Origin of the sequence: Marinifilum sp. D737 (assembly GCF_026672275.1) — a bacterium.
Taxonomy (GTDB): Bacteria; Bacteroidota; Bacteroidia; order Bacteroidales; family Marinifilaceae; genus Marinifilum.
This window is the reverse complement of the sequence record NZ_JANQCD010000020.1, coordinates 67,042-93,859: the sequence shown is the minus strand read 5'-3', so window position 1 is coordinate 93,859 and position 26,818 is coordinate 67,042. Positions and strand designations below refer to the sequence as shown.

The 26,818-nt window shown below is 37.1% G+C and carries 23 protein-coding genes; 14 read left to right on the top strand and 9 right to left on the bottom strand.

What is annotated here, in order from left to right:
• Positions 1-204: 204 nt before the first annotated feature.
• Positions 205-900, bottom strand: a complete 696-nt coding sequence (locus NQ163_RS12965; RefSeq protein ID WP_268190735.1) for a Crp/Fnr family transcriptional regulator — start codon at positions 898-900, stop codon at positions 205-207.
• Positions 901-1,260: 360 nt separating this feature from the next.
• Between NQ163_RS12965 and NQ163_RS12960 the strand changes: the two genes are divergently transcribed.
• From NQ163_RS12960 to NQ163_RS12925, 8 genes are all read left to right on the top strand, one after another.
• Complete coding sequence (locus NQ163_RS12960; RefSeq protein WP_170150723.1) at positions 1,261-1,794, top strand: rhodanese-like domain-containing protein; 534 nt, start codon at positions 1,261-1,263, stop codon at positions 1,792-1,794.
• A 59-nt stretch (positions 1,795-1,853) separates the two neighbouring features.
• Positions 1,854-3,728: a rhodanese-like domain-containing protein gene (locus NQ163_RS12955; RefSeq protein WP_268190734.1), complete on the top strand. Its 1,875-nt coding sequence runs from the start codon at positions 1,854-1,856 to the stop codon at positions 3,726-3,728.
• Between the two features lie 90 nt (positions 3,729-3,818).
• Complete coding sequence (locus NQ163_RS12950; RefSeq protein ID WP_120241854.1) at positions 3,819-4,859, top strand: porin; 1,041 nt, start codon at positions 3,819-3,821, stop codon at positions 4,857-4,859.
• Between the two features lie 64 nt (positions 4,860-4,923).
• Entirely contained in the window at positions 4,924-5,769 is an 846-nt protein-coding gene (locus NQ163_RS12945; RefSeq protein ID WP_268190733.1) for a sulfurtransferase, read from the top strand.
• A 186-nt stretch (positions 5,770-5,955) separates the two neighbouring features.
• Positions 5,956-8,190: a molybdopterin-containing oxidoreductase family protein gene (locus NQ163_RS12940; RefSeq protein ID WP_268190732.1), complete on the top strand. Its 2,235-nt coding sequence runs from the start codon at positions 5,956-5,958 to the stop codon at positions 8,188-8,190.
• The gene (locus NQ163_RS12935; RefSeq protein ID WP_268190731.1) at positions 8,187-8,720 is read left to right on the top strand and encodes a 4Fe-4S dicluster domain-containing protein; all 534 of its coding nucleotides are present in this window, start codon (positions 8,187-8,189) and stop codon (positions 8,718-8,720) included. The genes NQ163_RS12940 and NQ163_RS12935 overlap by 4 nt, the downstream gene beginning before the upstream one ends.
• Positions 8,721-8,881: 161 nt before the next feature.
• Positions 8,882-9,823, top strand: coding sequence for an NrfD/PsrC family molybdoenzyme membrane anchor subunit (gene nrfD / locus NQ163_RS12930; protein ID WP_268190730.1), 942 nt, complete (start codon positions 8,882-8,884; stop codon positions 9,821-9,823).
• Positions 9,824-9,983: 160 nt separating this feature from the next.
• On the top strand, positions 9,984-10,571 hold the full coding sequence (locus NQ163_RS12925; protein WP_268190729.1) for a TetR/AcrR family transcriptional regulator: 588 nt from the start codon (positions 9,984-9,986) through the stop codon (positions 10,569-10,571).
• Positions 10,572-10,678: 107 nt separating this feature from the next.
• Here the strand turns inward: NQ163_RS12925 and NQ163_RS12920 are convergent, their stop codons facing one another.
• The 6 genes from NQ163_RS12920 to NQ163_RS12895 form a co-directional block, all read right to left on the bottom strand.
• Complete coding sequence (locus tag NQ163_RS12920; protein WP_268190728.1) at positions 10,679-12,793, bottom strand: M3 family metallopeptidase; 2,115 nt, start codon at positions 12,791-12,793, stop codon at positions 10,679-10,681.
• Between the two features lie 209 nt (positions 12,794-13,002).
• On the bottom strand, positions 13,003-14,976 hold the full coding sequence (locus NQ163_RS12915) for a peptidase U32 family protein (protein ID WP_268190727.1): 1,974 nt from the start codon (positions 14,974-14,976) through the stop codon (positions 13,003-13,005).
• Positions 14,977-15,094: 118 nt separating this feature from the next.
• Complete coding sequence (locus NQ163_RS12910) at positions 15,095-15,685, bottom strand: DUF4251 domain-containing protein (RefSeq protein WP_268190726.1); 591 nt, start codon at positions 15,683-15,685, stop codon at positions 15,095-15,097.
• Between the two features lie 128 nt (positions 15,686-15,813).
• Positions 15,814-16,263 (bottom strand): DUF3592 domain-containing protein, encoded by a 450-nt coding sequence (locus NQ163_RS12905; RefSeq protein ID WP_268190725.1) that lies wholly within the window; start codon positions 16,261-16,263, stop codon positions 15,814-15,816.
• 99 nt (positions 16,264-16,362) lie between these two features.
• Entirely contained in the window at positions 16,363-16,842 is a 480-nt protein-coding gene (locus NQ163_RS12900) for an S-ribosylhomocysteine lyase (protein ID WP_268190724.1), read from the bottom strand.
• Positions 16,843-16,857: 15 nt separating this feature from the next.
• On the bottom strand, positions 16,858-17,556 hold the full coding sequence (locus tag NQ163_RS12895; protein WP_268190723.1) for a 5'-methylthioadenosine/adenosylhomocysteine nucleosidase: 699 nt from the start codon (positions 17,554-17,556) through the stop codon (positions 16,858-16,860).
• 221 nt (positions 17,557-17,777) lie between these two features.
• Between NQ163_RS12895 and NQ163_RS12890 the strand changes: the two genes are divergently transcribed.
• Together NQ163_RS12890 and NQ163_RS12885 are read left to right on the top strand one after the other, a co-directional pair.
• Complete coding sequence (locus NQ163_RS12890; protein WP_268190722.1) at positions 17,778-18,725, top strand: hydrogen peroxide-inducible genes activator; 948 nt, start codon at positions 17,778-17,780, stop codon at positions 18,723-18,725.
• Positions 18,722-19,039, top strand: a complete 318-nt coding sequence (locus NQ163_RS12885; RefSeq protein WP_268190721.1) for an antibiotic biosynthesis monooxygenase family protein — start codon at positions 18,722-18,724, stop codon at positions 19,037-19,039. The genes NQ163_RS12890 and NQ163_RS12885 overlap by 4 nt, the downstream gene beginning before the upstream one ends.
• 3 nt (positions 19,040-19,042) lie before the next feature.
• Here the strand turns inward: NQ163_RS12885 and NQ163_RS12880 are convergent, their stop codons facing one another.
• On the bottom strand, positions 19,043-19,282 hold the full coding sequence (locus tag NQ163_RS12880) for a GlsB/YeaQ/YmgE family stress response membrane protein (protein ID WP_268190720.1): 240 nt from the start codon (positions 19,280-19,282) through the stop codon (positions 19,043-19,045).
• Between the two features lie 761 nt (positions 19,283-20,043).
• Here NQ163_RS12880 and ovoA point away from each other — a divergent pair.
• Entirely contained in the window at positions 20,044-22,179 is a 2,136-nt protein-coding gene (gene ovoA / locus NQ163_RS12875; protein ID WP_268190719.1) for a 5-histidylcysteine sulfoxide synthase, read from the top strand.
• Positions 22,180-22,726: 547 nt separating this feature from the next.
• On the opposite strand, the gene NQ163_RS12870 is transcribed toward ovoA, so the two are convergent.
• Entirely contained in the window at positions 22,727-23,647 is a 921-nt protein-coding gene (locus tag NQ163_RS12870) for a carboxypeptidase-like regulatory domain-containing protein (RefSeq protein ID WP_268190718.1), read from the bottom strand.
• Positions 23,648-25,031: 1,384 nt separating this feature from the next.
• Between NQ163_RS12870 and NQ163_RS12865 the strand changes: the two genes are divergently transcribed.
• From NQ163_RS12865 to NQ163_RS12855, 3 genes are all read left to right on the top strand, one after another.
• Complete coding sequence (locus NQ163_RS12865) at positions 25,032-25,400, top strand: hypothetical protein (RefSeq protein WP_268190717.1); 369 nt, start codon at positions 25,032-25,034, stop codon at positions 25,398-25,400.
• Positions 25,401-25,890: 490 nt separating this feature from the next.
• Positions 25,891-26,235, top strand: a complete 345-nt coding sequence (locus tag NQ163_RS12860; RefSeq protein ID WP_268190716.1) for a hypothetical protein — start codon at positions 25,891-25,893, stop codon at positions 26,233-26,235.
• Entirely contained in the window at positions 26,228-26,551 is a 324-nt protein-coding gene (locus NQ163_RS12855) for a hypothetical protein (RefSeq protein ID WP_268190715.1), read from the top strand. Before NQ163_RS12860 ends, NQ163_RS12855 begins: the two co-directional genes overlap by 8 nt.
• Positions 26,552-26,818 lie beyond the last annotated feature (267 nt).

Sequence of the window (26,818 nt, the reverse complement as noted above, 5' to 3'; positions counted from 1 at the left end):
GATGTACATCAGTCACCCCTTGCCTGGGAAAAATTTGTAGATACTTCGTATTCCGACTTCAGTTCGGATTACGAATAAATAGTACGAAAAGTCAAAGGGTGACCAATTTGCAAGATGTACATCAGTCACCCCTTGACTGGGAAAGAAAAAAAAGGCCGTCGCAAATTAATTTGTCCGACGGCCTTTTTATGTTTTTATTTGATTTTATCCTGTTTCACAAATTCGTTCCAGCCTTTCCCTGTCGAGAATTTCCAGGTATCTTCCTTCTAAGGATATGATCTTATCATCCTTAAATTCTTTAATCACACGAGAAAGACTCTCTACCGACATTACAGTAATCTCTGCCAAGTCTTTTCGTGATAATGCCATCTCGAAGTTGTTGCTCTTGTATAGGCGATCAGATAGGCACAAAAGGATATCCGCTAACCTTCCACTGGCTTGTTTCTGTGTAAGACAAAATAAACGACCATAACCGCGAATGGTGTTTTCATTCAAGCGGGCAATGAGTTTAGAAGCAAAACCTGAATTTTGCTCAATAATTTTACTAATGGTATTCATCTCGAATAAGCATACGGAAGTATCTTCATAAGCCACCGCCGTGTAATGAAAAACACTATTACCGAAAAGAGACTGTAATCCGATCATGTATCCATCCTTCTCAATGGTTAAAATGATATTTTTATTGTGGCCTCCTTCGATGTATAATTTTACAAATCCTTTCTTAATATAGATCAAATGTGAGGCAAGCATTCCTTGCTTGCATACTACTTCTCCTTTTTTAAATGTGACTTCGAAGCGTCCTTGGTCGATCAGAACTAGTTCTTCTTCAGATAGTTCTTTGAAGCAAGCAGATTTGCTGACACAATCTTTGCAACAGGTTGTTTTTACTGGCATTGCCATAGGCCTAGGGGGTTTTGGTTTTTGTATCTAGTCCTGTAAATATATACAAATTTAGAGTATGAAAACATGTTATAAGTCAGAAAAAAACATGTAATAGATCAAGAAAACACCTTTCCAGCGTCAAATTATTTGTTCCAAATTACCAATTCCGGGTTGAGGGATTGGGGTATGATTTTCTCGAATTGGATGTAGGAATCCTGTAATATTGTAATAGAGAAATAAATCTTTAATCAATCGATTCTAAATGGATTTATTCCGGTAAAGATTTTTTTAACAAAATAATCGCAATCGTTTGAAGGGTGCGCAAAGTTAATAATTCTTATCAAAATGTTACAGTTTTTGAACTTAAATATTGAATCTATGAAAACAATCAAGGCTTTTTTCTTTATCTGCCTTATTGCTTTAGTTGGATGTAACAGCGATTCAAATGGTCCTGTTAAGTCTTACGAAAGTGTTGATGAAATGGTAGCTGATATCCGTAAAAATGTTACCGAGATATCTGTGAGTGATTTTCACAGCTTAATGAATGGTGAAGATCCGTATGTATTATTGGATGTGCGACTTCCTAAGGAACACGATAAAGGTTATATACCTGGTTCTGTTTCTATTCCTCGCGGTGTTCTTGAATTCAGAATTGGAAGCGAAAAGGTATGGGATGAGGAAGGACTTTATGTGCCGGAAAAAGAGGAACTACTTATTCTTTATTGTAAGAAAAGTAACCGCAGTCCACTGGCAGCATTGCGTTTACAGCAATTGGGATACAAAAATGTAAAGGTAATAAGTGGAGGTTGGCATGGCTGGCACGAAGCTTATCCTGAAATCAGCGAAGATAATATTGAAGAAGGTGGGATGGAATATGCTGCCTCCGAAGAAGAAGATTCCGGCGGATGCTAAACTTGAACTATCTAACCTGAATTATAACCTAAACTATTACAAATCTAAACTATTGAGTCATGAAAAAATTAATGAAGTATTTCTTTATTTTTACATTGGTGCCGACATTATTTCTGTCCTCTTGTAAGGAAGAAAATGATGTTTATACCCCAGAACCAGGTCCTGATCTATCGGAAAATTTTGAAACCTTAAAGGATTATATGATAGCTAACGATCTTGATCTTCCGGATGTTTTAACAGGATGGATTACAGCAGCTCCAGCGCAGGCTGATTTGGCTACTTTCCTTGATACTTATGATATTATCGATATTCGATCTGCAGATGCTTATGCTGCCGGACATATTGAAGGTGCAGTTAATTCATCATTGGAGAATATTTTAAATACTGCAGCCAATACTACTAAACCTATTTTGGTTGCCTGTTATACCGGACAAACAGCATCTCATGCAGTAGTTGCTCTTCGTTTGAGTGGTTACACCGAGGCAAAAGTTTTAAAATGGGGGATGAGTGGCTGGAACTCAACATTATCAGGACCTTGGCAAGGAAAATCAGGTGCCGATAATGGTGCTGTTGGTGAAGGTCATGCAAATTGGGTAACTACTCCAGTAGCAACTAACCAAACTTTCAACTATCCTGGATTCAATACAACAGCTACAAGTGGAGCTGCTATTCTTGAAGAGAGAGTGAATGCAATGATTTTGGGAGGTTTTAAAGGAGTTAATGCTTCAGATGTTTTAACTACTCCATCTAATTATTTTATTAATAATTATTGGTCGCAAGATGATGTTGATCATTATGGACATATTGCCGGTGCATACAGAATTCAACCTTTAAGTCTTGAAAACAATGAGATAGCTAATCTTGATCCTGATGCTACAATTTGTACTTATTGCTGGACTGGTCAAACTTCATCTATGATTACAGCATACTTAAATGTGGTAGGGTATAATGCTGTTTCGTTGAAATTTGGTTCAAATAATATGATCTACCCAACATTAGAGAGCCATCAGTTTGTTACTCCTACCGTTGATTTACCGCTTGTTACTTCTACACCAGCAAATGTTTTTGGAACCTTAACTGATTATATGGTAGCTAATGATCTTGATTTACCAGACATTTTAACCGGATGGATTACTGCTGCTCCGGCACAGGCTGACTTAGCAACTTTCCTTTCAACTTATGATATTATAGATATTCGATCTGCAGATGCATACAATGCCGGCCATATCGAAGGTGCAATCAATTCTACTTTAGGAAATATTGTATCAGATGCAGCAAGTACAACAAAGCCAATATTGGTAGCTTGTTATACAGGACAAACAGCTTCTCATGCAGTAGTTGCACTTCGCTTAAGCGGATACACAGACGCTAAGGTATTAAAATGGGGAATGAGTGGATGGAATTCAACTTTGTCAGGTTCATGGGAAAGTAATTCAGGTGCTACCAACGGTGCAGTTGCCGAAGGTCATTCAAATTGGGTTACCTCTGCTGTAGAAAGCAATCAATCTTTCGATTACCCAAGTGTAATGTCAACATATACGGATGGAGCTAATATTCTTCAGGAAAGAGTAACTGCTATGACAACGAATGGATTTAAAGGTGTTAATGCTACAGATGTTTTGACATCACCATCGAACTATTTCATAAACAACTATTGGGCGCAAACAGATGTTGACCATTACGGGCATATTGCTGGTGCATATAGAGTTCAACCATTAAGCATAGAAGGTGGTGAATTGGCTAATCTTGATGCAAGTGCTCAAATTTGTACCTATTGTTGGACAGGTCAAACTTCTTCTATGATTACGGCATATTTAAATGTACTTGGTTATGATGCTGTATCATTAAAGTTTGGTTCTAACAAAATGATTTATCCATCATTAGAGAGCCATAAGTTTGTTGCTCCAACAACTGATTTACCATTAGTAAACTAGTACAGGAACAAGATATATTCATACAACTAACCGAATATCGGGAATTGTATCGATGAAATACAATTCCCATAACCTAAAAAAAAGATAATCATGAAAAAATTATATGCATTACTATTTGCACTTGCTTTTTGTATTCCTATGCTAGTAAATGCACAAGGATGTGATGAGCCATCAGATGAGGGAGTTAACGTTTTTGGTTTTATTCAGCCTAAATATCAGTATAACGAAAATGCTGCAAATGATGATACCAATACTTTTGATTTTAATAGAGCTAGAATTGGTGTAATGGGAAAAATCCCTTATGATATCAGTTACTACGTAGTGCTGGAAGCAAGTCCTGATAACCAAAGACATGATGGAGATGCTTACCTGTTGGATGCATTTGTAACTTATTCACGCTACGATTTCGCTCGTATCTCTATGGGTTCTTTTAAATCGCCTATTTCATTGGAATTAAACACTCCATGTCACAAATTGCACACAATTAACCGTTCAAGAGTAGTTGAGCAATTGGCAACTCCTGATCGCGACCGTGGTTTTATGGTTCTTGGTGGATCAGACACTACATTGTTTCAATACAGTGTTGCCGTAACCAATGGTAACGGATTGTTCGATAAGGATGACAATAAAAAGAAAGATTATGCTGCACGTGTGGTGGTAAATCCTCACAAGAATTTCAAAATTGGTGCTAGTTATAAGTATGGAGAATCAGCTTCAGCAACAGCTGGCATGCCAGATGATGAAAGAACCAGATGGGGTGCTGACCTTCAGTACAAAACAGGAGCTTTCATGTTGCAAGCTGAATATTTGTATGGTAAAGATGTTGGATCTTATACAACCGGTGGTGGTTGTGGCGAAGAGCTAACATTGCACCAAGGTAGTGTTAAGCGTGATGGTGGATTTATCATGGCAATGTACAAGTTTAAAAACAACCTGCAGCCAGTATTTAAATGTGAATTTTTTGATTCAGATAAAGACATGGGTAACAATACAGAATTCTGTACTACTTATGGTTTAAATTACTTCTTAAACGATTGGACAAAAATTCAGGCGAACTATGTGTACCGTGCTGAAAGAGCCGATGAAATTGATAACGACATTTTCATGTTGCAGGTAACTGTTAAATTTTAAAAATTATTACAAGGGAGCCAATTTGGCTTCCAATAATTCATTGAACTGTTAAAAACTAAAGATTATGAAAAAGATATTATTGCTTGTTTTTGTTTGCTTTTTAGGCATTCAATTGACATTTGCTCAAGATGTAATTTCAGTTAAGGAATTCTTGAAAATTAAAGGGAATGATAATGTAGTACTTGTGAGTACACGTAAAGCTACTGATTACGCTAAGGTTCATATTGATGGCGCAATTCATGTAAATCACAAGGATCTTTACAAAGTTGAACCCAAAAGTACATTAAAATCAACTGCTGAGATTGCTAAAATTTTAGGAGCAAAAGGGATCAGTAATAACAATACCATTGTATTGTATGATAATGGATCAGGAAAATATTCGGGACGTGTATACTGGATTTTGAAATATTTAGGCGCAAAAGATGTGAAAATTCTTGACGGACATATGAAAGCCTGGAGAATGGCTCGTAAGCCGGTAACCAAAAATCCTGTTAAAAGAAAAGCAACAACTTTTAATGTTGCGGTAAATAAAGCTGCAATTGCTGATATCGTACAGGTGAAAAAAGCATCAAATTCCTCTGCAGCTGTTATTGTTGATGTTCGTTCAGCTGATGAGTACAAGGGAATTAAGGAATCAAAATTGCCTAAAGGACACATACCAAATGCCATTAACCTTGAATTCAAAAAGGTTATGACTAGCAAAAGCAAGTTGAAGTCTAAAGAAGAATTACAGGCTTTATTCAATGCTGCTGGTATTACCAAGGATAAGGAAGTTATCTTATACTGTGAATCCAGCGTTCGTGCCGGTGTGGTTTACATGGCATTAAAATCGGCTTTAGCTTATCCTAAAGTAAAAGTATATGACGGTGCTCTATTCGAGTGGACCGCTACTGAAACTGTTCAAAAGTAGTTTCTTTTCATAAATTCAATTCATGCCCTTCGTGCTCGGAGGGTATGAGTTTAAGCTATTCTGCTACTACAAATTAATGGAAATTGCAGAGGCTTTAAGTCCTGTTGAAAGTTGAAAGACTCAACGAAATTGAATAAACAGGTGTTTGTTCTAACAGCATCAGTTCAATTATAAAACAACAACCTGATGAACAAATCGAGAAGAGAATTTATTAAGTTATCCGCAATTGGCGCAGGAGGATTGGTATTGGCCAATCCGCTTTTAAATGCCATGATAGGGCAAGTAAATGCTGCTGAACCAATGGATGCTTCGAAAATAAAGCGCTTCCCAACATACTGTGAAGTTTGTTTCTGGAAGTGTGCCGGTTGGGTTTACACCGACGAAAAAGGTGAAATCTGGAAAATTGAAGGAAATGAGGATGATCCGCATTCAAACGGAAGGTTCTGTCCTCGTGGTACTGGCGGTTTAGGAATGTACAACGATCCTGATCGTTTGAAGACTCCTTTAATGCGAGTTGAAGAAAATGGAAAACAAACTTTTAAGGAAGTTAGCTGGGATAAGGCTTTCCGCTTTATCGCAGAAAAAATGAATAAAATTAAGGAAGAAAGTGGGCCAGAGAGTCTTGCCTTGTTCAAACATGGATCAGGTGGTGCACATTTTGGAAAACTTTTTAAAGCTTTTGGTTCTAAAAACATTACAGCTCCTTCCTATGCCCAATGTAGAGGTCCACGTGAGGTTGGGTTCAATACTACATTCGGATCAAATATCAACTCTCCGGAACCAGTTGATCTTGAGAATACCAAATGCCTGGTATTAATCGGAAATCATATTGGAGAGAACATGCACAACTCTCATGTGCAGGAAATGTCGAAAGCCATTGATCGTGGAGCTACAATTATTACTGTTGATCCAAGATTATCAACAGCAGCAAGTAAATCGAAGTATTGGTTGCCGATTAAACCTGCCACTGATATCGCTTTGCTTCTGGCATGGATGAACGTAATTGTTAGCGAAGAATTATACGATAAGAAATATATAGAGCAATATGCTTACGGACTGGAAGATTTGCAGGCTCATGTTGCTGATAAAACGCCTGAGTGGGCAGAAAAAATTACAAGCATTAGTGCTGATGTAATTCGACAGACAGCACGAGAAATGGCATTCCATGCTCCGGCAACTTTAATTCATCCTGGACGACATGTAACATGGTACGGCGATGATACACAAAGGTTGAGAGCAATGGCCATGCTGAATGCATTGTTAGGTTCATGGGGAAGAAAGGGTGGTTTCTATTTCCCGGAAAAAGCAAAAGTGCCTTCTTATCCACACCCTGGATACCCGCCAGTAAACTGGACCTGGAAAGATCATTTGGATGGTACATATGCATTAGCTGGTTCGTCTATAGCAAATGTATTTGTTGATATGTCTCATCCTGATAATGAATCAGATTATAAGATTAAAGGTTGGTTTGTTGTAGGTACTAACTTAATTTCTACAATTCCTGATACCCAGAGAACCCTGGAGGCAATTCAGAATCTTGATTTATTGGTAGTGGTAGATACCATGCCTATGGAAATCACGGGATATGCAGACATTATCCTGCCTGAATGCACCTATTTGGAACGTTACGATGATATGCGAGTATCTCCGAACAGGTTCCCAAATGTGGCGGTAAGAGTTCCAGCCGTTAAACCAAAATATCTTTCAAAACCATCGGATTGGATTGTTAGAAAGCTTGCCAAGAAATTAAAACTATCCAAGCATTTCAATTACGAAAGCTATGGTGAAGTAATCGATTGGCAATTGAAACAAATGGGTTCTTCATTAGCAGAAATGAAAGAAAAGGGAGTGCTGAAAATGGAACGTAAAACTCCAATGTTTATTGATGAGGATGATTATCATGAGTTTGGTACATCTACAGGAATGATTGAACTGTATTCTTTGGATCTGGAAATGGAAGGATTTGATCCGATTCCAAACTATACACCACATCCTGAACCACCACAAGGTTTTTATCGCCTGAATTATGGTAGGGCTCCAATGCATACTTTCGGAAGAACTGCCAACAATCCAAACCTAAATGAATTGATGAGCGAGAATTGTCTTTGGGTAAACCCGTTTGTTGCAGCTGATAACAATTTGGAGAATGGCCAGGAAGTTTGGTTAAAGAACCAGGATGGTGTGGTTTCTGATTTTCCTATTAAGGTTAGGGTAACAGAGCGAATTGGAAAAGACAATGTATATATGGTTCATGGATTTGGTAGAGCCAATAAGAAACTAAAGAGATCATTCGGAAAAGGAATAAGCGATTCTCAATTGATTACAAATGTAATGGTTGATCCAGTAATGGGAGGAACCGGAATGCGTGGTAACTTTGTAAGTTTTGTAACCGATAAACCAGAAAGCGAGGTAATATCATGAGATATGCAATGGTAATTGATACAAAAAAATGTGTTGGTTGCAGCGATTGTGTTGTTGCATGCCAAAACGAAAACCGTGTGCCAATTGGATATTGTCGCGATTGGGTGATTGAACATGCAAAGGGTACATTTCCAAATGTAAGCATTGAATTAAGGTCGGAGCGTTGTAATCACTGTGAAAACTCACCTTGTGTAAGATGTTGTCCTACCGGGGCAAGTCATTACGAAGATGGTGGACTGGTAAAAGTTACTCGCCATGAATGTATTGGTTGCGGTGCTTGTGTTCAGTCTTGTCCTTACGATGCTCGCTATTCTCATCCCGATGGATTTGTAGATAAATGTACTTTTTGTCATCACAGACTGCAAGAAGGTAAACTGCCTTCCTGTGTATCCGTTTGTCCAACCGAGTGTATGTACTTTGGCGATTTGGATGATAAAGAAAGCAAGGTATATCAATTGTTACAAAACAGGAATTGGAAAATATTGGCTCCCGAAGTGGGAACAAAGCCACATGTTTATTATCTGATTTAATAATATTCAAGATAATGTTGATCAGCCTACTCAAGTTGGTTTTTGTATGGTGGTTGGTTGGCAGGTTTTAACAAGTTCAAGTTTTATAACGGGTTCCGTTTGTCAGGATTCTTTTGCGCTGGGGTAATTCTGATGAACGGAATCTAAAAAACAATCAAATTATGGACGAAGAAATTATTATAAGTGGAAGAATGAATCCTAAAATTGATCCTATTTTGGCAATTTGGGGATGGGAAATTCCATTGTATTTGTTTTTAGGTGGTTTGGCAGCAGGAATCTTATTCTTTGCAGCACTTTACACCATTTTAGGCAGAGAAAAAGAGCTTCCAACTGCAGTTAGGAAAGCTACCTTTATCGTACCGGCAATTCTGGTAATTGGTTTATTTGCCTTATTTCTCGATTTAAAAAACAAGTTGTATTTCTGGCAATTATATACCACCATTCGATTAGAATCTCCAATGTCATGGGGAGCTTGGGTTTTGATGCTGGTTACACCATTGTCAATTGTTTGGTGTGTTGCCTACTGGAGAGATCTGGTACCAAATTGGAAATTCAAAGTAGAATGGTTGGAATTTATTGAAAAACAAGTGAATAAATACCGTAAGCCATTGGCTTGGGTAATGATTGTGTCATCAGTAATTCTAGGGATCTACACTGGTATTTTATTGTCAGCATTTAATGCAAGACCATTGTGGAATACATCCATTTTAGGACCTCTGTTCCTGGTTTCAGGTTTATCTACCGGAGCTGCGGTTATCATGTGGATGTCGAAAGATCATTTGGAAAGAACGCTGTTCAGTAAAATTGATTTGATATTGATTGGAATAGAAATCTTCTTTATTATTCACCTGTTTATGGGATTTTTAGCTAGTAATGCTGCTCAAATTGAAGCTGCTCAGCTTTTCCTTGGAGGTGCATATACATTACCATTCTGGGGTGGAGTAGTTGTACTGGGATTATTGGTTCCTGCAATTTTGGAAATCATGGAACTGAGAGGGAAGAGAATTCCTGTGGCACTTCCTGCATTTTTAATTCTTCTTGGTGGTATGGTATTCCGTTTTATCATGGTTGATGCCGGACAATTAAGTAAATATCTATATTAAAGGTTAGGTTTTAAATTAAGTTTTAGGGAACTAGAACGGTTTTATCAATTGAATGGCAATGGATGCATTTATATGTATCCATTGTTTTTTTTTGGAAGTAAGCAAATTTCTGTCGTAACTTAGTTAAAAATCGATGTTTTTTATCTAAATGATTGTTGTTATGGCTTCTAAAAATAAATTACCACAAGATGTTGAGAAAAGGAGGGAGATACTAAATGCCGCCTTGGAGATTTTTGTGCAGGAGGGGTATTTTGCTGCCAAAGGAGCAAAAATTGCAAAAGCTGCCGAGATTTCAGAAGATCAATTGTTCTCTTATTTTGAAACCAAGGAAGATTTGCTGCATACCATAGTGGACGAAGCTGTTCATGTATTATACGACGGTTTGGATCCAAATGAGGATGGGGATCTTCAGGAGGTTGAGTTGCTTTTCTTTATTAACGATTATGTAGATTCTATTGAGAAGAATTTAAAATTCTTCAAATTGTTTTACGCATTACGATTACAACCAGGAGTTTTGCCTTTGTATCAGCAAGAGTTAGATGAAATTGTAAGTATGAAATTTGATGTGTTGAATGAATATTTCAGTAAAACCGGAGCTGCCGATCCTGAAATGGAAACCGAATTTTTGACTTCCATGTTGGATGGCATTGCCATGAATTTTGTATTAGAGCCAGAAGGTTATCCGATAGATGCCATGCAGCAAAAGGTTTTAAATATGTATATCACCAAAGCAGAATACGAAGAGTAATTATAAATTAATAATGAGTAATGAATAATAACAAAAAACCGATTCACATTGTGAATCGGTTTTTATATTTTGCTATAAGCGAATGGCTAATTGCCAACAGCTTTTGATTATTTTAATCCTCTCTTTATTAAAAGAGCATCTTCGTTTGGCTCTGCACCTCTGAATCGCTTGTACAATTCCATTGGGTCTTCAGTACCACCTTTAGACAATACATTGTCGCGGAATAATTTAGCTGTTTGCTTGTCGAATAAGCTAGTTTCTTTAAATGCCTGGAAAGCATCTGAATCAAGAACACCAGCCCAAATGTAAGCATAGTAACCAGCTGAATAACCACCAGCAAAAATGTGCTTGAAGTAAGTTGAACGATATCTTGAATAGATTTCAGGAATCAAACCTAATCCTTCCAGGTAGTTCTTTTCGAAAGTCATCACATCTTCAGTCAATGGCTCAGTTAAAGTATGATATTTCATATCTAACATTGAAGCAGCCAAATACTCAACAGTTGCAAAACCTTGGTTGAATTTACCAGCATTTTGAATTTTCTTAACCAATTCAGATGGAATTACTTCACCAGTTTTGTAATGTTTCGCGTAAATAGCTAACATTTCTGGTTCGAAACACCAGTTTTCCATTACCTGAGAAGGAAGCTCTACAAAATCACGAGATACAGAAGTTCCTGAAAGGTAGTTGTACTTACACTTCGAGAAGAATCCGTGTAAAGCGTGACCAAATTCATGGAATAAAGTTTCAACTTCATCTGGAGTTAACAATGCAGGAGTATCACCAACAGGCTTAGTGAAGTTACAAATATTCATGATGATTGGAGTAACTTCTTTATCAGTACCAAAACCTGATTGTTTACGGAATGAACTCATCCAGGCACCACTACGTTTTGAAGCACGTGGGTGGAAATCCATATAGAAAATACCAATGTGAGTTCCATCAGCTTCCTGCATTTCGAATACCTGGTTTTCAGGGTTGAATTTCGCAATATCATTACGTTCAACGAATTTTACACCCCAAAGCTTATTAGCCAATGCAAATGCACCTTCACGAACGTTGTTAATTTCGAAATATGGACGCAATTCTTCTTCGTCAAGATCGTATTTTGCTTTCTTTACTTTGTCAGCATAGTACCACCAGTCCCAAGAAGCTAGCTTGAATTTACCACCTTCTTTGTTGATGATTTTTTGCATTTCCTTCACTTCTTTCTTCGCATTAGGAAGAGCAGCTTTCCAAAGCTTGTTCAATAATTTGAAAGCATTTTCAGGATTCTTAGCCATGTTCTTTTCAAGAACATATTCTGCATAGTTGTTGTATCCGAATAATTTAGCACGTTGAATACGCAGATTTACCAATTTCTTGGCAATCTCTTTGTTGTCGTACTCGTTGTTGTTGTTACCACGGTTTACATATCCCATGTAAAGCTTCTTACGAAGATCACGATTATCAGCATACTGTAGGAAAGGTAACATGCTTGGCTTTTGAGTAGTGAACAGCCATTTTCCTTCTTTGCCAGCAGCTTTTGCAGTTTCAGCAGCAGCAGCAACAACACCAGCAGGAAGACCAGCAAGATCTTTTTCGTTGTCGATAACCAATTCAAAATTATTGGTTTCTTTCAATACATTTTCACCAAATTGAAGAGTTAATGAAGCAAGTTCTTCATCGATCTTACGCAATTGATCTTTCTTGTCAGCTGGAAGATTAGCGCCACCACGAACAAATCCTTTGTAGATTTTATCTAGCATAGTTTGTTCTTCAACAGAAAGTTCAAGTTGATCTTTTTGTTCGTAAACTGCCTTAATTCTTTTGAATAAGTTTTCGTTTAAGCTAATATCACCATAATACTTAGTTGTAATTGGAGATAATCTTTTAGCTAATGCAGCAATAGAATCGTTGTTTTCCGATCCTTTAATATTGTAGAATACATTTCCTACTTTATCCAATAAAGCACCTGATTTTTCGTATGCTAAAATTGTGTTTTCGAAAGTTGGAGGTTCTTTGCTGTTTGCAATTGCATCAATTTCCGCACGACCTTCTTCCATACCTTTCATGAAAGCTGGCTCGAAATGTTCGAATTTAATTAAATCAAACGGAGGAGTTTGATATGGAGTGTTGTACTCAGCAAAAAACGGATTGTCAGTCTTTTGCTCGCTTTTTTTTCCATCGCAGGCTGTAAATGCCATACCTGCTACAAGTAAATAAAGGAACGTCTTTTTCACTTTGTTAGGTTTAGTGTTAATATTAAAATTGTTCGATCGCCAAAATAGTAAAAAAACTCTGTCTTTACTAAGGGTTTTTACCCATTTAGCAACATGTTTTATTTAATTACGAATTGGCAATTACGAATTACGATTGTAATAGAAATGTTAGATCTAATGTCAAAGGTATTTGCAAAATTCGCAATTACTCATTCTTAATTTGTAATTAATTATTTCAGTCCTTTTTTCAAGTTAAAGCTGGTTGATGGCTGTACTTGTTTCGATTGCTGGAAGTTCTTCATCAGTCTTTTAAAAGTGTTTGATGATACTTTCTCATTGCTCAAGTCAATTAAAAATCTTCTGAATCCTTCTTTGTAAAGGTTATTTTTCTGTTGCATCCAGGTAACCGGGTGTTTTGGATAAACAATGGTCATTCCATCGCGAAGCTCTTTGTTGTATTCCCCTTGCATATCATCAATTAACTCATCGTTTACCGTTTTAACTGGCATACGTGAGTAGAATAATTGAGGGTAGAAGTACACGGGAACAATTCCAAAACGATCATTGCTCTTCAATAGGTTTTCCAGATCATTTTCCTGTGGATGACAGAATAGGTTGATTTTTTCATCTCGCAGGTGAGCAATTGCAGCATCGTTAAAAAGGTAAACATTTTCGTTGCAAGAAATGCGAGCTTTGTTTGGAAGCAATAGCTTTTGAGAAAGATGACTCAGCATAAAGTTTTGATATCCATTTCGCATGGCTTTTTTGCAAAGCTGCTTGTAGAATTCCAAATCTTTTTCCTGAATGAATTTTGGCAATTCAATAATTAGTTTGTTTGCATTCTTTTGAAGAAAAGGAACATCCCATTTCAACTCTTCCCATTCAGTTTTTTTAAGGTTAAGTATTAAATAGTTTAGCTCGTTTAAGTTTACTTTACGCAACCAGGCTAAGGAATCAATGCGAACATAGATTTGTTCTTTTTGTGGAATATTCTTTTTACCTAAAGAGTTTAAAATTTTAGCTTTCTCAGTTCTATGCATGTTAGCTTTGAGTGGTTTACCTTCCTCACGGAACTTGTTGGGAAATTTTTCCTGCATCATTCCAGCCAAATATACCTGATCGCCTTTCTCAGCTACAACATTTCCAATTTCAAGTTGATAAGTCCCTTTGCCAAGCTCCTTAAATTCTTTTACTTTAACGGCTTTTTGAGGCTCGCCATTTTTTTGTTTGAATCTGATTCTGTTTCCCATTTGTATTTCATGAGAAGAGGTGAAAATAACTGAGTTTCTGGATCTCTTTTCAACAGTACCAATCAAAATTCCAGTGTTTGTATTTTCTGTAATGGCTTTGTTTACATTTCCGGCAAGAAAATAACCGGTCTTCTCACGTCCCATATCATAGGCAAGAATTTCCTTAGCCGTTTTTAGGTCGTTATTATCAATTACTTTTCGATAGGCTCTTGATACATTATATACAAACTCTGCAGGTTTTAATCTTCCTTCTATCTTAATGGATTCTACCCCCATTTTCATAAGCTCAGGCAATACATCCACTGCTTGATTGTCTTTTAGACTAAAGACATAGCTTTTTTCTTTTCCTGTTTCATAGAACCTGCGGCAAGGTTGGGCGCACAAACCTCTGTTTGCACCACTTCCGCCAAGAAAGCTGCTAAACAAGCACATGCCAGAGAAAGAGTAGCATAAAGCTCCATGCATGAATATCTCCAATTCAATATCCGATTTTTTACGAATTTCTTTTAATTCAGGAAGTGTCAATTCCCTTGCCATAACAACTCTTTCGAAATCCTTGCTTTTACAATAAATAGCTCCCAATGAATTGTGGTGTGCCATTTGTGTACTTGCATGTATGGTAATCTTAGGAAAATGCTTTTTTACCAGGTGGTATACGCCCCAATCCTGAATGATGATGGCATCAATACCAGTTTTCTGAATCAGATTTAAAGTATCCAGCAAGTCAGGTAATTCTTCATTTTTAATTACCGTATTTAAAGTAAGATAAACCTTGATGTTGTTTTTCCTTGCAATTTTAATGAGTGCCAGCAGTTGTGAGCTTGTAAAGTTTGATGCTCTTCCACGTGCATTAAATTGACGCAATCCCAGGTATACGGCATCAGCTCCACCTTTTACTGCAGCATGAAACATTTCAGGATTTCCAACAGGTAATAATAATTCAGGTTTGTTCATTCTTTAAAAATTTGTTCTGCTGCAAAGATAGAATTGAAAATTGGGCTTAACGAGTTTTGTGCATAAAAAAACCGCTCCTTTATGAAAGAACGGTTTTAAACTTGTAAACCAATATCAATTAAATATCGAATCCACTTTTGTAGGTTCTGGTATCACCTTTTGGTACCAGGCTTCCGCGAAATTGAATCTTACCACTTGATGTGCTGGCATTCACATATGCATCGGCTGTATTGTCTGATGCATTTAAGCTAATTCTAACTTCTGCGTTTAAAACTGCTCCCATTACATTAAATTTCAAAAACTGATTTCCATGTTTGTCGGTGGAATATTCTTTGTTGGAAACTCTTCCCTTAAGTGTTATACCTCCTAATCCATTGGGACCGCTATAACCCATAAAAGCCAATTGCAATACCGCTTTATCCTTCTCTACAGAAATGAAATTCAAGTGGTCCGAAACCATTATTGTTTTTCCTCTTTTTCCATATAACGTATTTGCTTCCAGTACAAAATCCAGATCTTTTAATGCTTGATAGGCTATTTTGTGCATTTCTCTATCATACATTTTTCTTTCGGCTTTTCGAGCCGCTCTTTTTTCTTTTCTAAGTTCTTTCTTTTCTTGTATGCTTAATTCTTTTCCTTCTGCAAAACTTGAAAAAGAGATTGCTCCCAATATTAAAATCGCTACTAATGTTAATGTATTTCGTTTCATAACTAATAAATATTTCTAACCCAAATAATTTTACTGCAGTCGATCACAGAATTGCAAGATGCGTGCCAATTAAATGTCAATAAATCTTAAAAAGATTGAAAATTAGTTATTTGATGAAATGCTAGAGGCTAGTTTAATTTGTTATGGGAGATTTTTCCATTGGAGTTGAACTTCTCTCTTTGAGATCTTCTTTTGTCACTTTTGGGACTAAAGCTTAAATAAAAAGCTACCCACAAAACGAACATGACAATGGCAACAGAGGTTGAACGATTAAAGTAAATGCCTTTGAAATTATATAGAATTGCTTCATGGGGATTATCAGGATCAAATAGTATGGTAAAATTTTTTCCAAGTGGATACTCAACATTTTCCAATCCTTTTAGTTGGTAGGTTTTATCTTCAACTTCATATTGAATGATGGAGTAAATGGAGTAGAGTTGCCCCATATTGTCCTTACTGGTTTTAATAACGATTCCTTCGGTTTTATTCCCATTCAATAGTAGTCTCCAATTGCTGTAAATTGGTATAAGTAGTATTAAAGCAGTAATGATAAAGAATCGAAAACCAGTAATTTTCATTGATTAGGGGTCTTAGGTTTTCCATAAATTTAATGAAAATTAATCAATAAAAAAGGCCGCCATATTCTGACGACCTAAGTTTCTTTATCTATTATTGAATTATTGTGGGTAATTCAAATTTTCTTCAGTAAGATTAGAAAGTACTTCTTTTCTGTATTTATCTGATTCCCATTTTGCAACTGTTAGATCGTGACTAACGTAGTTGCCACATTCTATTTTGTTGGTTCCTGGAATTTCACCTTCGAAATCAGCCATAAAATCGAACATTTCTTTGGTAACATCGATAATATCCTCTGATTTTAAATCGCCATGGAAGATGATGTAAAATCCGGTTCTACAGCCCATTGGGCCGAAGTAAACTGTTTTGTCTGACCACTCTTTGCTGTTTCTTAGGAATGTCGCTCCAAGGTGCTCCATGGTGTGCATTGCAGGAATATCCATAGCAGGTTCCTGGTTGGCCAATTTGGTTCTGATGTCGAATGTTGTAATGGTTTCGTCACCAAACTGATCTTTTCTTGATACGTAAATACCTCTTTTTAATTTATTGTGATCAACCGTAAAGCTATCTATCTTTTCCATATTCTTTTATTTAAACTATTTTGCTAATTCTTTGGTCATTTCAACAACCATATTTGCTGAGTTTACAGCAGCGGTTTCAACAAATTCTTCATACTCAACTGCATTCTCTTGTCCTGCAATATCCGAAATTGATCGGATAACAACAAAAGGAACTTTAAATTGAAAGCAAGTTTGAGCGATTGCAGCTCCTTCCATTTCCACAGCTTCGGCAGTTGGGAAGGTATCTTTAATTTTTTTAGTGGCTTCAGGATTATTCATAAACTGATCGCCGGTAAGAATTGTTGCTGTCTTGGTTTTTACATCAATCAATTTATGAATGCATTTATCAGCCAAATCGATTAATTTTTCATCAGCAGCAAAGCTCTCAGGCATCCCTGGAACCTGACCGGTTTTGTATCCAAAAACTGTACAGTCCATATCGTGATGAATCAATTCTTTGGAGATAACAATATCACCAACTTTTAAATCACCGGGAAATCCTCCTGCAGCACCTGTGTTAATTACAAAATCAGGAGCGTAATTATCGATCATGATGGCTGCACCAATTGCAGCATTTACTTTTCCAATACCTGATTGTAACAGAACAATATCATTTCCGTTTAGCTTTCCGGTATAGAATACAAAACCACCTTTTTTTTGTTCATTTTTATCCGACAATAATGCTCGAAGTCTTACCACCTCAATTTCCATTGCCCCTATAATACCTATTTTCATGGATACAGTATAATGTTCAAAGTTTGAATAATAAAGCTCTATTGTCTTTATTGTTCGATTTATTTAGAGCCCTCAAAGTTATAAACAATTCGTGTTTTTTTATCTTTTACCATTTAATAAAAGTAGATTTTGCTTGAAATTATGGGCATTGTCGATAATTGGTTAGTAGTATTAGATAATTTAATTAAATTTAGTTTTTAATTAAAAATAATTATTAGAGAATGACCTTAAAACAGCTTGAATATGCTTTGGCTTTGCAAAAACTGGGAGGATATGGTAAGGTGGCCAAGTTTATGGGAGTGTCGCAACCTGCGGTTAGCTTGCAAATACAAGCATTGGAAGATGAACTGGGAATAAAGCTTTTCGACAGAAGCAGAAAGCAGGTGGAACCCACCACAAATGGAAATCTTTTTCTGGAGAAAGCACAGTTGCTGATTACAGAATCGAAGCATTTGGAAGATTTTGCTGTGAATTTATCTGAAGACATTCAGGGAGAGCTTTGTTTGGGAATTATTCCAACCCTTGCGCCATATTTGGTGCCTTTGTTTGTGGATGAACTCAATCAGCGCTATCCGAAATTGAAACTCACCGTTAAAGAGATGATTACAGAGGAGGTTTTACAAGGTGTGAAGGATGGTAGTTTGCATGGAGGAATCATATCAACCCCAATTCAACTGAAGAGCAATTTGGAAGTTTGCCCGATTTTTTACGAGAAGTTCTATCTCTATGTATCCGATAAGCATGATTTGTTTGAAGAAGATGAAATTGGAATTGATGAGATAGATCGTAACAGTATATGGATGCTTAAGGAAGGGAATTGTTTTATGGATCAGGTAAGCAATATCTGTTCTTTAAACAAAAAAGAGGAGAGTGAACTGGTTTATGAAAGCAATAATATAGATGCCTTGCGAAGAATTGTGGAATACAAGGGTGGAATTACTTTTGTTCCTGAACTGGCAACATTAATGATTCCTGTTGATCAGGAGGATTTGTTAAAGGAGATCAAAGGAAATGATAAGGTAAGGGAAATCAGCTTGATTCAACTGAAAAGCGAGGTGAGAAAGAATCTTCTGACTTCTGTGATTAGTACCATTAAGGATTGTATTCCCAAGCAAATGCTAAACAAAGACAATAAGGAAGTGGTTAAAACAAATTTTACAGAACAATGATTGCCAAGACATTTAAAACGCCATATTACGCTGTGATTTTCTCATCGGTAAGGGCAGAAGGAGATGAAGGTTATTCGGAAATGGCCAATACAATGATAGAGCTGGCCAAAACACAGGCAGGCTTCCTGGGAGTGGAATCGGCAAGGAATGAATTGGGCATTACGGTTTCGTATTGGGAGAGTTTGGAGGCAATTAAGAAATGGCAGGAGCATCCGGCGCATAAAATTGCGCAGAAACGAGGAAAGGAAGATTGGTATGAGAAATATGCCGTTCGGATCTGTAAGGTAGATTCAGATTACTTTTTTGAGAAATGAGGCTTACCTTCGAATTAAGCCGATGAGCCAAATTAAAACAACGGCCCCTAGTGTTGATGCGACCAGAACTCCAAAAAAGCCAGGCATATTGATGTTGAGAAGATCCAAGATGCTTCCACCAATGAAGGCTCCGATGATTCCTACGATCATGTTGATGAGAAGTCCCTGGCCTTTTCCTTTAACAATGATGCTGCCCAGCCAGCCGGCAATGATTCCAATGATGATAAATAGAATATAGGTCATGTTGTTTGGTATTGGTTTTTATCAAGGTACGAAAAAATATGTGAGTTAAGTTATTGAATCAAGTTTGAGCCTTGAAATGGCGTGAACAATAGAGCAGGTCAATGCCCTGATAATGAGGTGTGTTAAACGAAGCCCTGAAGGGGCGTGAGAATTAATGTGTTTTAAGGGTAATTTTCATAAGAGTTTGTCTTGTCTTTAAGCCACATGGGCTCATACTTTCTCCATCGATGAGAAAGTAAGCTGCTGAACGAAGTGAGACAATGAGCTCCCGAAATTATATTTCGCGAATAACAATCTACGGCGCAGCTAGCCTGTGACCCATTACGGCTCAATGATGAAAAGAAATAATAGTTGCGTTCGTGCCTCACTCCACAGAATTTATTTTTAGCCATCATTTTCGCCTATGGCTGCCCCACCTGCCTTGCTCATACTAAAATGGTTTGAATGGTTGGTATGATCGAATAATTGACAGCCTCCGATTAAAGGGTTTATTATGGGATGCTTTTGCCTGAAGGGCAATGATCATATAGCCCAGGGGAAGGGAGTGATAATGACCGCTACCCTGGGTTAATGGGTTTCAAATGGGATCGTCGCAATTGGGAGTGTTGTTTTGTGTGGTGTGTTTATTGCGACGGATAATGGATTGGTATGTTTTCGAGCTGTTAATTTTTTCTTAAATACGTGATGTTTTGTGAGTTTGATTTGTGGTGGCTTGTTTTTTCATTAACTTCAGATGAGTATTAAGATTAATGAAATTCGTAATGGAAAATAAAAAAGATATTCTACTAAATAATGACATCCTTGTAAACAAATCTCCAATTTTAAACGAGGGAAGGCCTGAGGAAAAGAGGGCAGAGATTTTAAAATATTTTCAAGTCACCTGGGAGCTGGATGATAGATTGTACAACAGCTTAAGAAGTGAAGAGGCTTTCTACATGAGAGCTGATCCGCTTCGTCACCCTTTGATTTTTTACATTGGACACACGGCTACCTTTTACATCAATAAATTGATTTTGGCGGGGATTCTAAACGAGAGGCTGAATCCCAAATTTGAATCGATGTTTGCAGTTGGTGTGGATGAGATGTCGTGGGACGATTTGAATGAGCAACATTACGACTGGCCTAAGTTGGAAGATGTGAAGCAATATCGCAGACAAGTGAAGCAAATTATCGAGCATCTGATTCTTGAGCTTCCCTTGCAAATGCCTATCGACTGGGAGTCTCAATTTTGGGTGATCTTAATGGGGATTGAACATCAGCGAATTCACATCGAGACATCATCGGTATTGATCAGGCAATTGCCTGTTGATCAGGTTCAGCAGATTGATTTGTTTGAAAACTGCACAGTGAGTGCTGTGGCTCCTGAAAATGTATTGCAAAAAGTAGCGGCAGGGAAGGTGAGCATTGGAAAGGATCGTGATGATGCGCTTTATGGTTGGGACAATGAATTTGGAAGCTTTAAATCTGAAATTAAATCTTTTAATGCATCAAGATATTTGGTTTCGAATCAGGAGTTTAAGGCATTTGTGGATGATGATGGCTATGGAAACGAAAAATGGTGGACCGAAGAGGGCTGGAGTTGGGTACAATACAAGCAGTGCAGCTATCCGTTCTTTTGGTTGAGGGATGGAGGGCAATGGAAGCTTCGTTTGATGAGTGAGGAGATTGAAATGCCCTGGAATTGGCCCGTGGAAGTAAATTATTTGGAGGCCAAGGCTTTTTGCAATTGGAAATCTGCGCAAGTGGGAAAGAAATTAAGAATGCCCACCGAAGCGGAGTATTACCGTCTTTACGATAGTGTGCAAATTCCGGATCAACCGGAATGGGAGCAAGCACCTGGAAACATCAATCTGGAACACTATGCATCTCCTTGTCCGGTAGATCAATTCGAATCGGATGGTTTTTACGATGTGGTGGGGAATGTGTGGCAATGGACCGAAATGCCGATTTCAGGCTTGGATGGTTTTGAGGTGCATCCTTTCTATGATGATTTTTCGACTCCTACTTTTGATGCCAAGCACAACCTGATAAAAGGGGGATCGTGGATTTCAACGGGGAATCTTGCGATTCGGGATTCGCGTTACGCATTTCGTCGTCACTTCTTTCAGCATGCCGGGTTCCGATATATCGAATCGGAAGAGGAGGTGGAAATCAAGTCGGATTATTATGAAACCGATGAGCTGGTGTCGCAGTATTGCGAGTTCCAGTACGGGCAAAAGTACTTTGGTGTAGAAAATTATGCGCTTTCGTGTATTGGTTTGATCAAGAGCTACATAAAGGATATAAAGAGAAGTAATGCTTTGGATTTGGGATGTGCAACCGGACGCATGACTTTCGAATTGGCAAAGTATTTCGATCAGGTTACGGGGCTCGATTTTTCGGCTCGTTTCATCCGAATTGGTACGCAGCTTAAAGAGAGCGGGAAATTGAATTATATCCGACAAGAGGAGGGACAACTGAGCTCTTACCAAGAGTTTAAGTTGAGTGATTTTGCTTTGGACCAATGTCGTGATAAGGTAGAGTTCTATCAAGCCGATGCTTGTAATTTGAAAACTTTATATTCGGGTTACGATTTGGTTTTTGCAGGGAACTTGCTGGACAGACTGTACGATCCTAAGAAATTCCTGAAAGAGATTGCCAATAGAATCAACAAAGATGGTTTGTTGGTATTAACTTCTCCTTATACCTGGTTAGAGGAGTTTACCGAAGTGGAAAACTGGATTGGTGGCTTCAGAAAGGATGGTGAGCCTTATTCTACTCTTCAGGGTTTGAAGGATACCTTATCCGATCAGTTTGAAATGCTAGGAGAACCCAAAGATGTGCCTTTCGTGATAAGGGAAACATCGCGTAAGTTTCAGCATACGCTTGCGGAAATGACGGTTTGGAGAAAAAAATAATTATTCTTTGAGTATTGGGTTTGCCTAAAGGGCAAGTATCTTAATAGCCCAGGGGAAGGGAGTGATAACGACTGCCGCCCTGGGTTAATGGGTTCTACAATAACTCGTCGCAACTGGGTTTGTTGATTGGTGTGGATGGTTTACTGCGACGAAAATAAAATGTTTGTTTTGTCTTCGAGCCAGACAGGTTCATACTTTTCTCCGTAGATGAGAAAGTAAGCTGCCGAACGAAATGAGACAATGAGCACCCGAAATAATATTTCGCGAATAACAATCTACGGCGTACCTAGCCTGTGACCCAATACGGCTCAAAAGCGAATAGAAATAGATAGTCTCACTCATTCTTCGTTCTTCAGCATTTCTATTTACCGCTTTTTTTCCTAGGGGGCTCCACCTGCGTTGCTCCTACCGAACAGGCTTGAATCGGGGATATGATAAAATTGGCAGTGGCTCCCAATCGAAATGAAATCTTTGGATTGATTTAGGATGATTGACCTGTGTTAAGGAAAAGAAACCCCCGCTTGAAAGCGAGGGTTGAGCAGTTTTGTTATTCTACCTGTTGGGAAATCGGTAATGGCTGCATCTCTACTTTAATGTTAAGATATTGGTTGCTGTAACGACGAATGGTGAGCGTTGTAGTTTCGTAATTGATGTTCTCTATCTTTAGCGTGAATTCGCCTTCAGGGAAATTCTTGAATGTGAAGTTTCCTTTTTCAGTGATTTTGGTTTCCAGATCCGTTCCAAGTACGCTAACATTACCATTTGCAATAGGTTCTCGGTTTTGCTTGTTTACAACAAAACCTCGGATGGCGATGTGTTGATAGATAACGATCTTTAGTTTGCGAGCAGTAAAGTAGGCATTTACCATTTTAGAATTTAACTCACGATAGCTTTCGATTGACCAATCGAGCTTGTCTTTTAGGAAGGTATCGATGGTTCGAATCATTTCTGAAAGCTTCTTTTTGTTTTTCTTATTCTCATCCAGAATTAGATCTTTCTTAGCATTTTGGATTTCAATATCGTCGATGCATTTTTTGTAGGCGGTAATGAAATCAGCAGAGATAGAGTAGTTGGCCAGTTCGCTTGTATAAGTAACACATAGCTCATGCAATACGAATGCTGCTGCAAGGCGTACAATTTGTGACCTGCGTGCCAACTGATCTTGTAGTTCTTCCAATTTAACGCGTAGTGTTTCGTTATCGGTGTCGTTTGCGAAACGAATCAAGGCTATTATTATCAATTTGGATTTCATTGAAAGATCTTTGTATAAATTATTTTTTTCAGAGGTTACAGCTTTTGTTGACTGGTTATGCTCTATCTGGAGGTGGCGTAATTTGGCATGGTAACCTTTGAAAACTGTAATTTGACCTTTTGTAGATTGATCGGTTTCGAATACCGATTGGTTATCTTCCAGTACATCTTCGATGTGCTGATAACTTTGCAGTTTGCTTAAATATCTAGCGATCATTAGAATGTTATTTGTTTGGCAAATGGCTTGTTGTTGGTGCATTTGCCGAAATTTAAATCGTAAATACGTATTCGACTCACCCAAAATGAATGAGAGGCAGATAGCTGTGTGATACTGTGACATGTATCGTTGGTTGTCTATTCGCGGGGGGTCGTATTTTAAAGCTTCGTACATTGGTTATAATGGACGAAACGCAAGTGTTAATGCTTAAAACTGCCATGTAAATGCTTAGGAAGTACATGTTAAAGCATGAAACATCAGTGTTAAAGCATGAAACGCTTGTGTAAATGTAAAAGATCGTAGTGTTAGAGGACTAAACGGCTCGTTAAATGTTCTGGTACGCCATGTTAATGAACAAGTCGGCCGTGTAAAAGCACTGGAATTGCAATTAAAAGCTTTCGAAAGCATATGCAATCCTTTGGTTTGACTTATCAATTTGTTGGATTGAGCGATTAGTCTATCTGAATGAAGGTGAAATGCCTTTGTATAACTTGTTAGAATCGTATGCAAAGGCTGCATTCATTTCATTCACACAAATTCTTCTCTTGTTCTTCGCTAACACAGTAAATTGATAATATATATCATATGGTTTAGACTAAACTCATACCGAATGTATGAAAATGTGATTAACAATACAAAATAAATTTAAGGTGTGATGTTTTGAAGAGTTAAGATATTTAACCTACACTTATTGAATTTACTAATGCTTCCGATAATTTTAAGAAAAATTAAATAAATACTGTTTAGAATCATTCAAAATATGATAATTTGAGAAATGGGTGTTTTTTGAAAAAAAGTGAATGTGTGTTGTCTTAAATGCTTAATAATATGCGATAAAATTGTTTTTAGTGGGTATGAATGGCTTTTCTCTGTTTGTCAATTTGCTTGTGGTTAGTAGTATTTTGTTAGGAAAAATATATTTTTAATATATGTGTACAATGGCATTGTTTTTGATGGAGATAATTTAACTGTGTAGTTTTATTGTATGATGATATTTAGTGTTGAATATAATTATAGTTTTGAGCTTAGGTGTCGTGTATTTGAAGTTAGAGGTGGGGGTTTGAAACATTATTTTGCGGAGAATTTATTGCAAACTTGAATAAGAAGTAGTGTTTAAAAATGATAAAAGTATTGAAGGATGTTCAATTCTGACTGATATGGTGTGTATTAAGGAAAACTGTCTTGAATTTGTAAATGAATAGATCGTTCATTGCTAGAGTTAAATGAGAATTTCCAATTGATTTATTAATTGGTTTGTAGAAGGGATAATTATACGAGTGATAATTATAGTGGAGTAAATAGAAATTTTTAATATGAGTAATTCCGATATAATTTAAATAATAATTAAACTATGAAAAACCATTGGACAATAATCAGTAAGTATATGCTATTAATATTAATGGTATGTAATTTTAGTTCTTGCGATAATGATGATACCAAAGAGCTGGAAGTGGAAATAATATTAAATAAAGTAATCTATATAGTATTTAATGATAGCGAAAGGTATCAGTTTAGTTGGGACGTAGAAAGTGAAGAACATCATGATTTTAAATATAGCCTGCTTCTTGGAACAACAGGAGATAATCTTGAAGTAAAAGCAAAAAATCTTGAGCAAAAATACTATGACGTAAAAGAATTAGAAGTAGGTACGACATATTACTGGCAGGTTGAAGTCATTCATCGTGGTATAACCAAAAAGTCACATATATCTGTATATAAAGTGTATGATGTAAATGACAATAGTCTTAAATAAAAGTTACTCCAGTTATTTAAAAAATTCATTCTAACAAAGTTAATGCAGAGGTATAAATCAATATACCATCCAAATTTATACATAAAGAAGATGTGAGTGATGCAAGTGTGGCTTTAGACGATGAAGGTGGAGAGTAGAATTTTTCCTCTTCATTTCTATCGTGTTACGCTAGGAGTTTTACACCTATACCAACAGAAGTTTACAATACCAATAGATCAATAAATGAACAACAAGTAGAACACCTTTTAGGGTAGGGATTAGAGATGCTTTTGTTGGGAGGTGTTGAAGGGTGTAACTTAATTGTGAGTTAGGAAGGAACCTCAAGCCCTAACCCCTTCTCCTTAAGGAGAAGGGGAGTCGACTGCAATAAATTGAGCATAGATAAAGTTGGGATGAGGTGGCGTGATTTATTTGTAAGAAGAGCATGAGCTAAGAGTTTGCAGATTGCGCTGTATGGTTATGTATATGAAAAAAATAGGAGTTAAAATATATGACACAATACATTAAAAAGTATGCCATTTTATTGGTTTCTGCGTTGATCCTATCACGTTTATTTCCAGTAATACTAATGGCAATTAATCCCGATTTAATGACAATGCAATTGTCGGAAGAAGGCACTCTCTCCTTAGGGTTTGGATTCTTGGTTACCGGATTTGAATATATAGTCAATATTGCCTTTGTGGTTTTATTGTACAAGGAGATGAAAAAGGAAAGTATTCAATCTATTCCTGTATTGGTGTTGACTTTCTTTTCATCCTTAATGGGAGTGTTGTTCTTTCTGTTTGTTGTGGCCTATGAAAGAATGGGCTTTGTAAAAAGTAAGAGTTATGAATAAGTTAATGAAAGTTTTGAATAAGTATATCATTGCATTGATCGTGATGTCGCTATTTGGAATGCCATGGATCTATGTTAGGCATTTGATGTTTGATATGACCAATCATGAAACCTTTAATTTGGTTGATTCTATACCGGGTTATGTGAATTATTTGACTCGATTGATTGTGATTGTTTTATTGATCATTGATTTTAGAAAGGAAAAACTAAAGCATGTGGTTTTGGCTTGCCTTGCTGCATTGTTTTATCCGCTCTTGGGTGTTGTTGTGTTTGCCCTTTTGATTTTGGAGAAAGAGAAGGAGAGAGTTAGGGTTTAGGGAGTGATTTTAATTCCTGTATGAATAAAAATATCAACATTCGCTCCCTTTTCCTCAAGGAGCAATATCATTAAGTTAAGAGTGAATCCTTTTGATAAACATTGCCAAAATTACCCCAAACCCCTAAAGGGGCTTTTCCTGTGCACTGTTCCCTTTAGGGTACAAAGCGAAGCGTCTCATGACTAAAAGGAATAATCATAGGGTGAGCTTAGGGCGAAATCTGCTATTAATATCATTGCCTCAAAGAGAAGGGTGTTGACTGTAAGG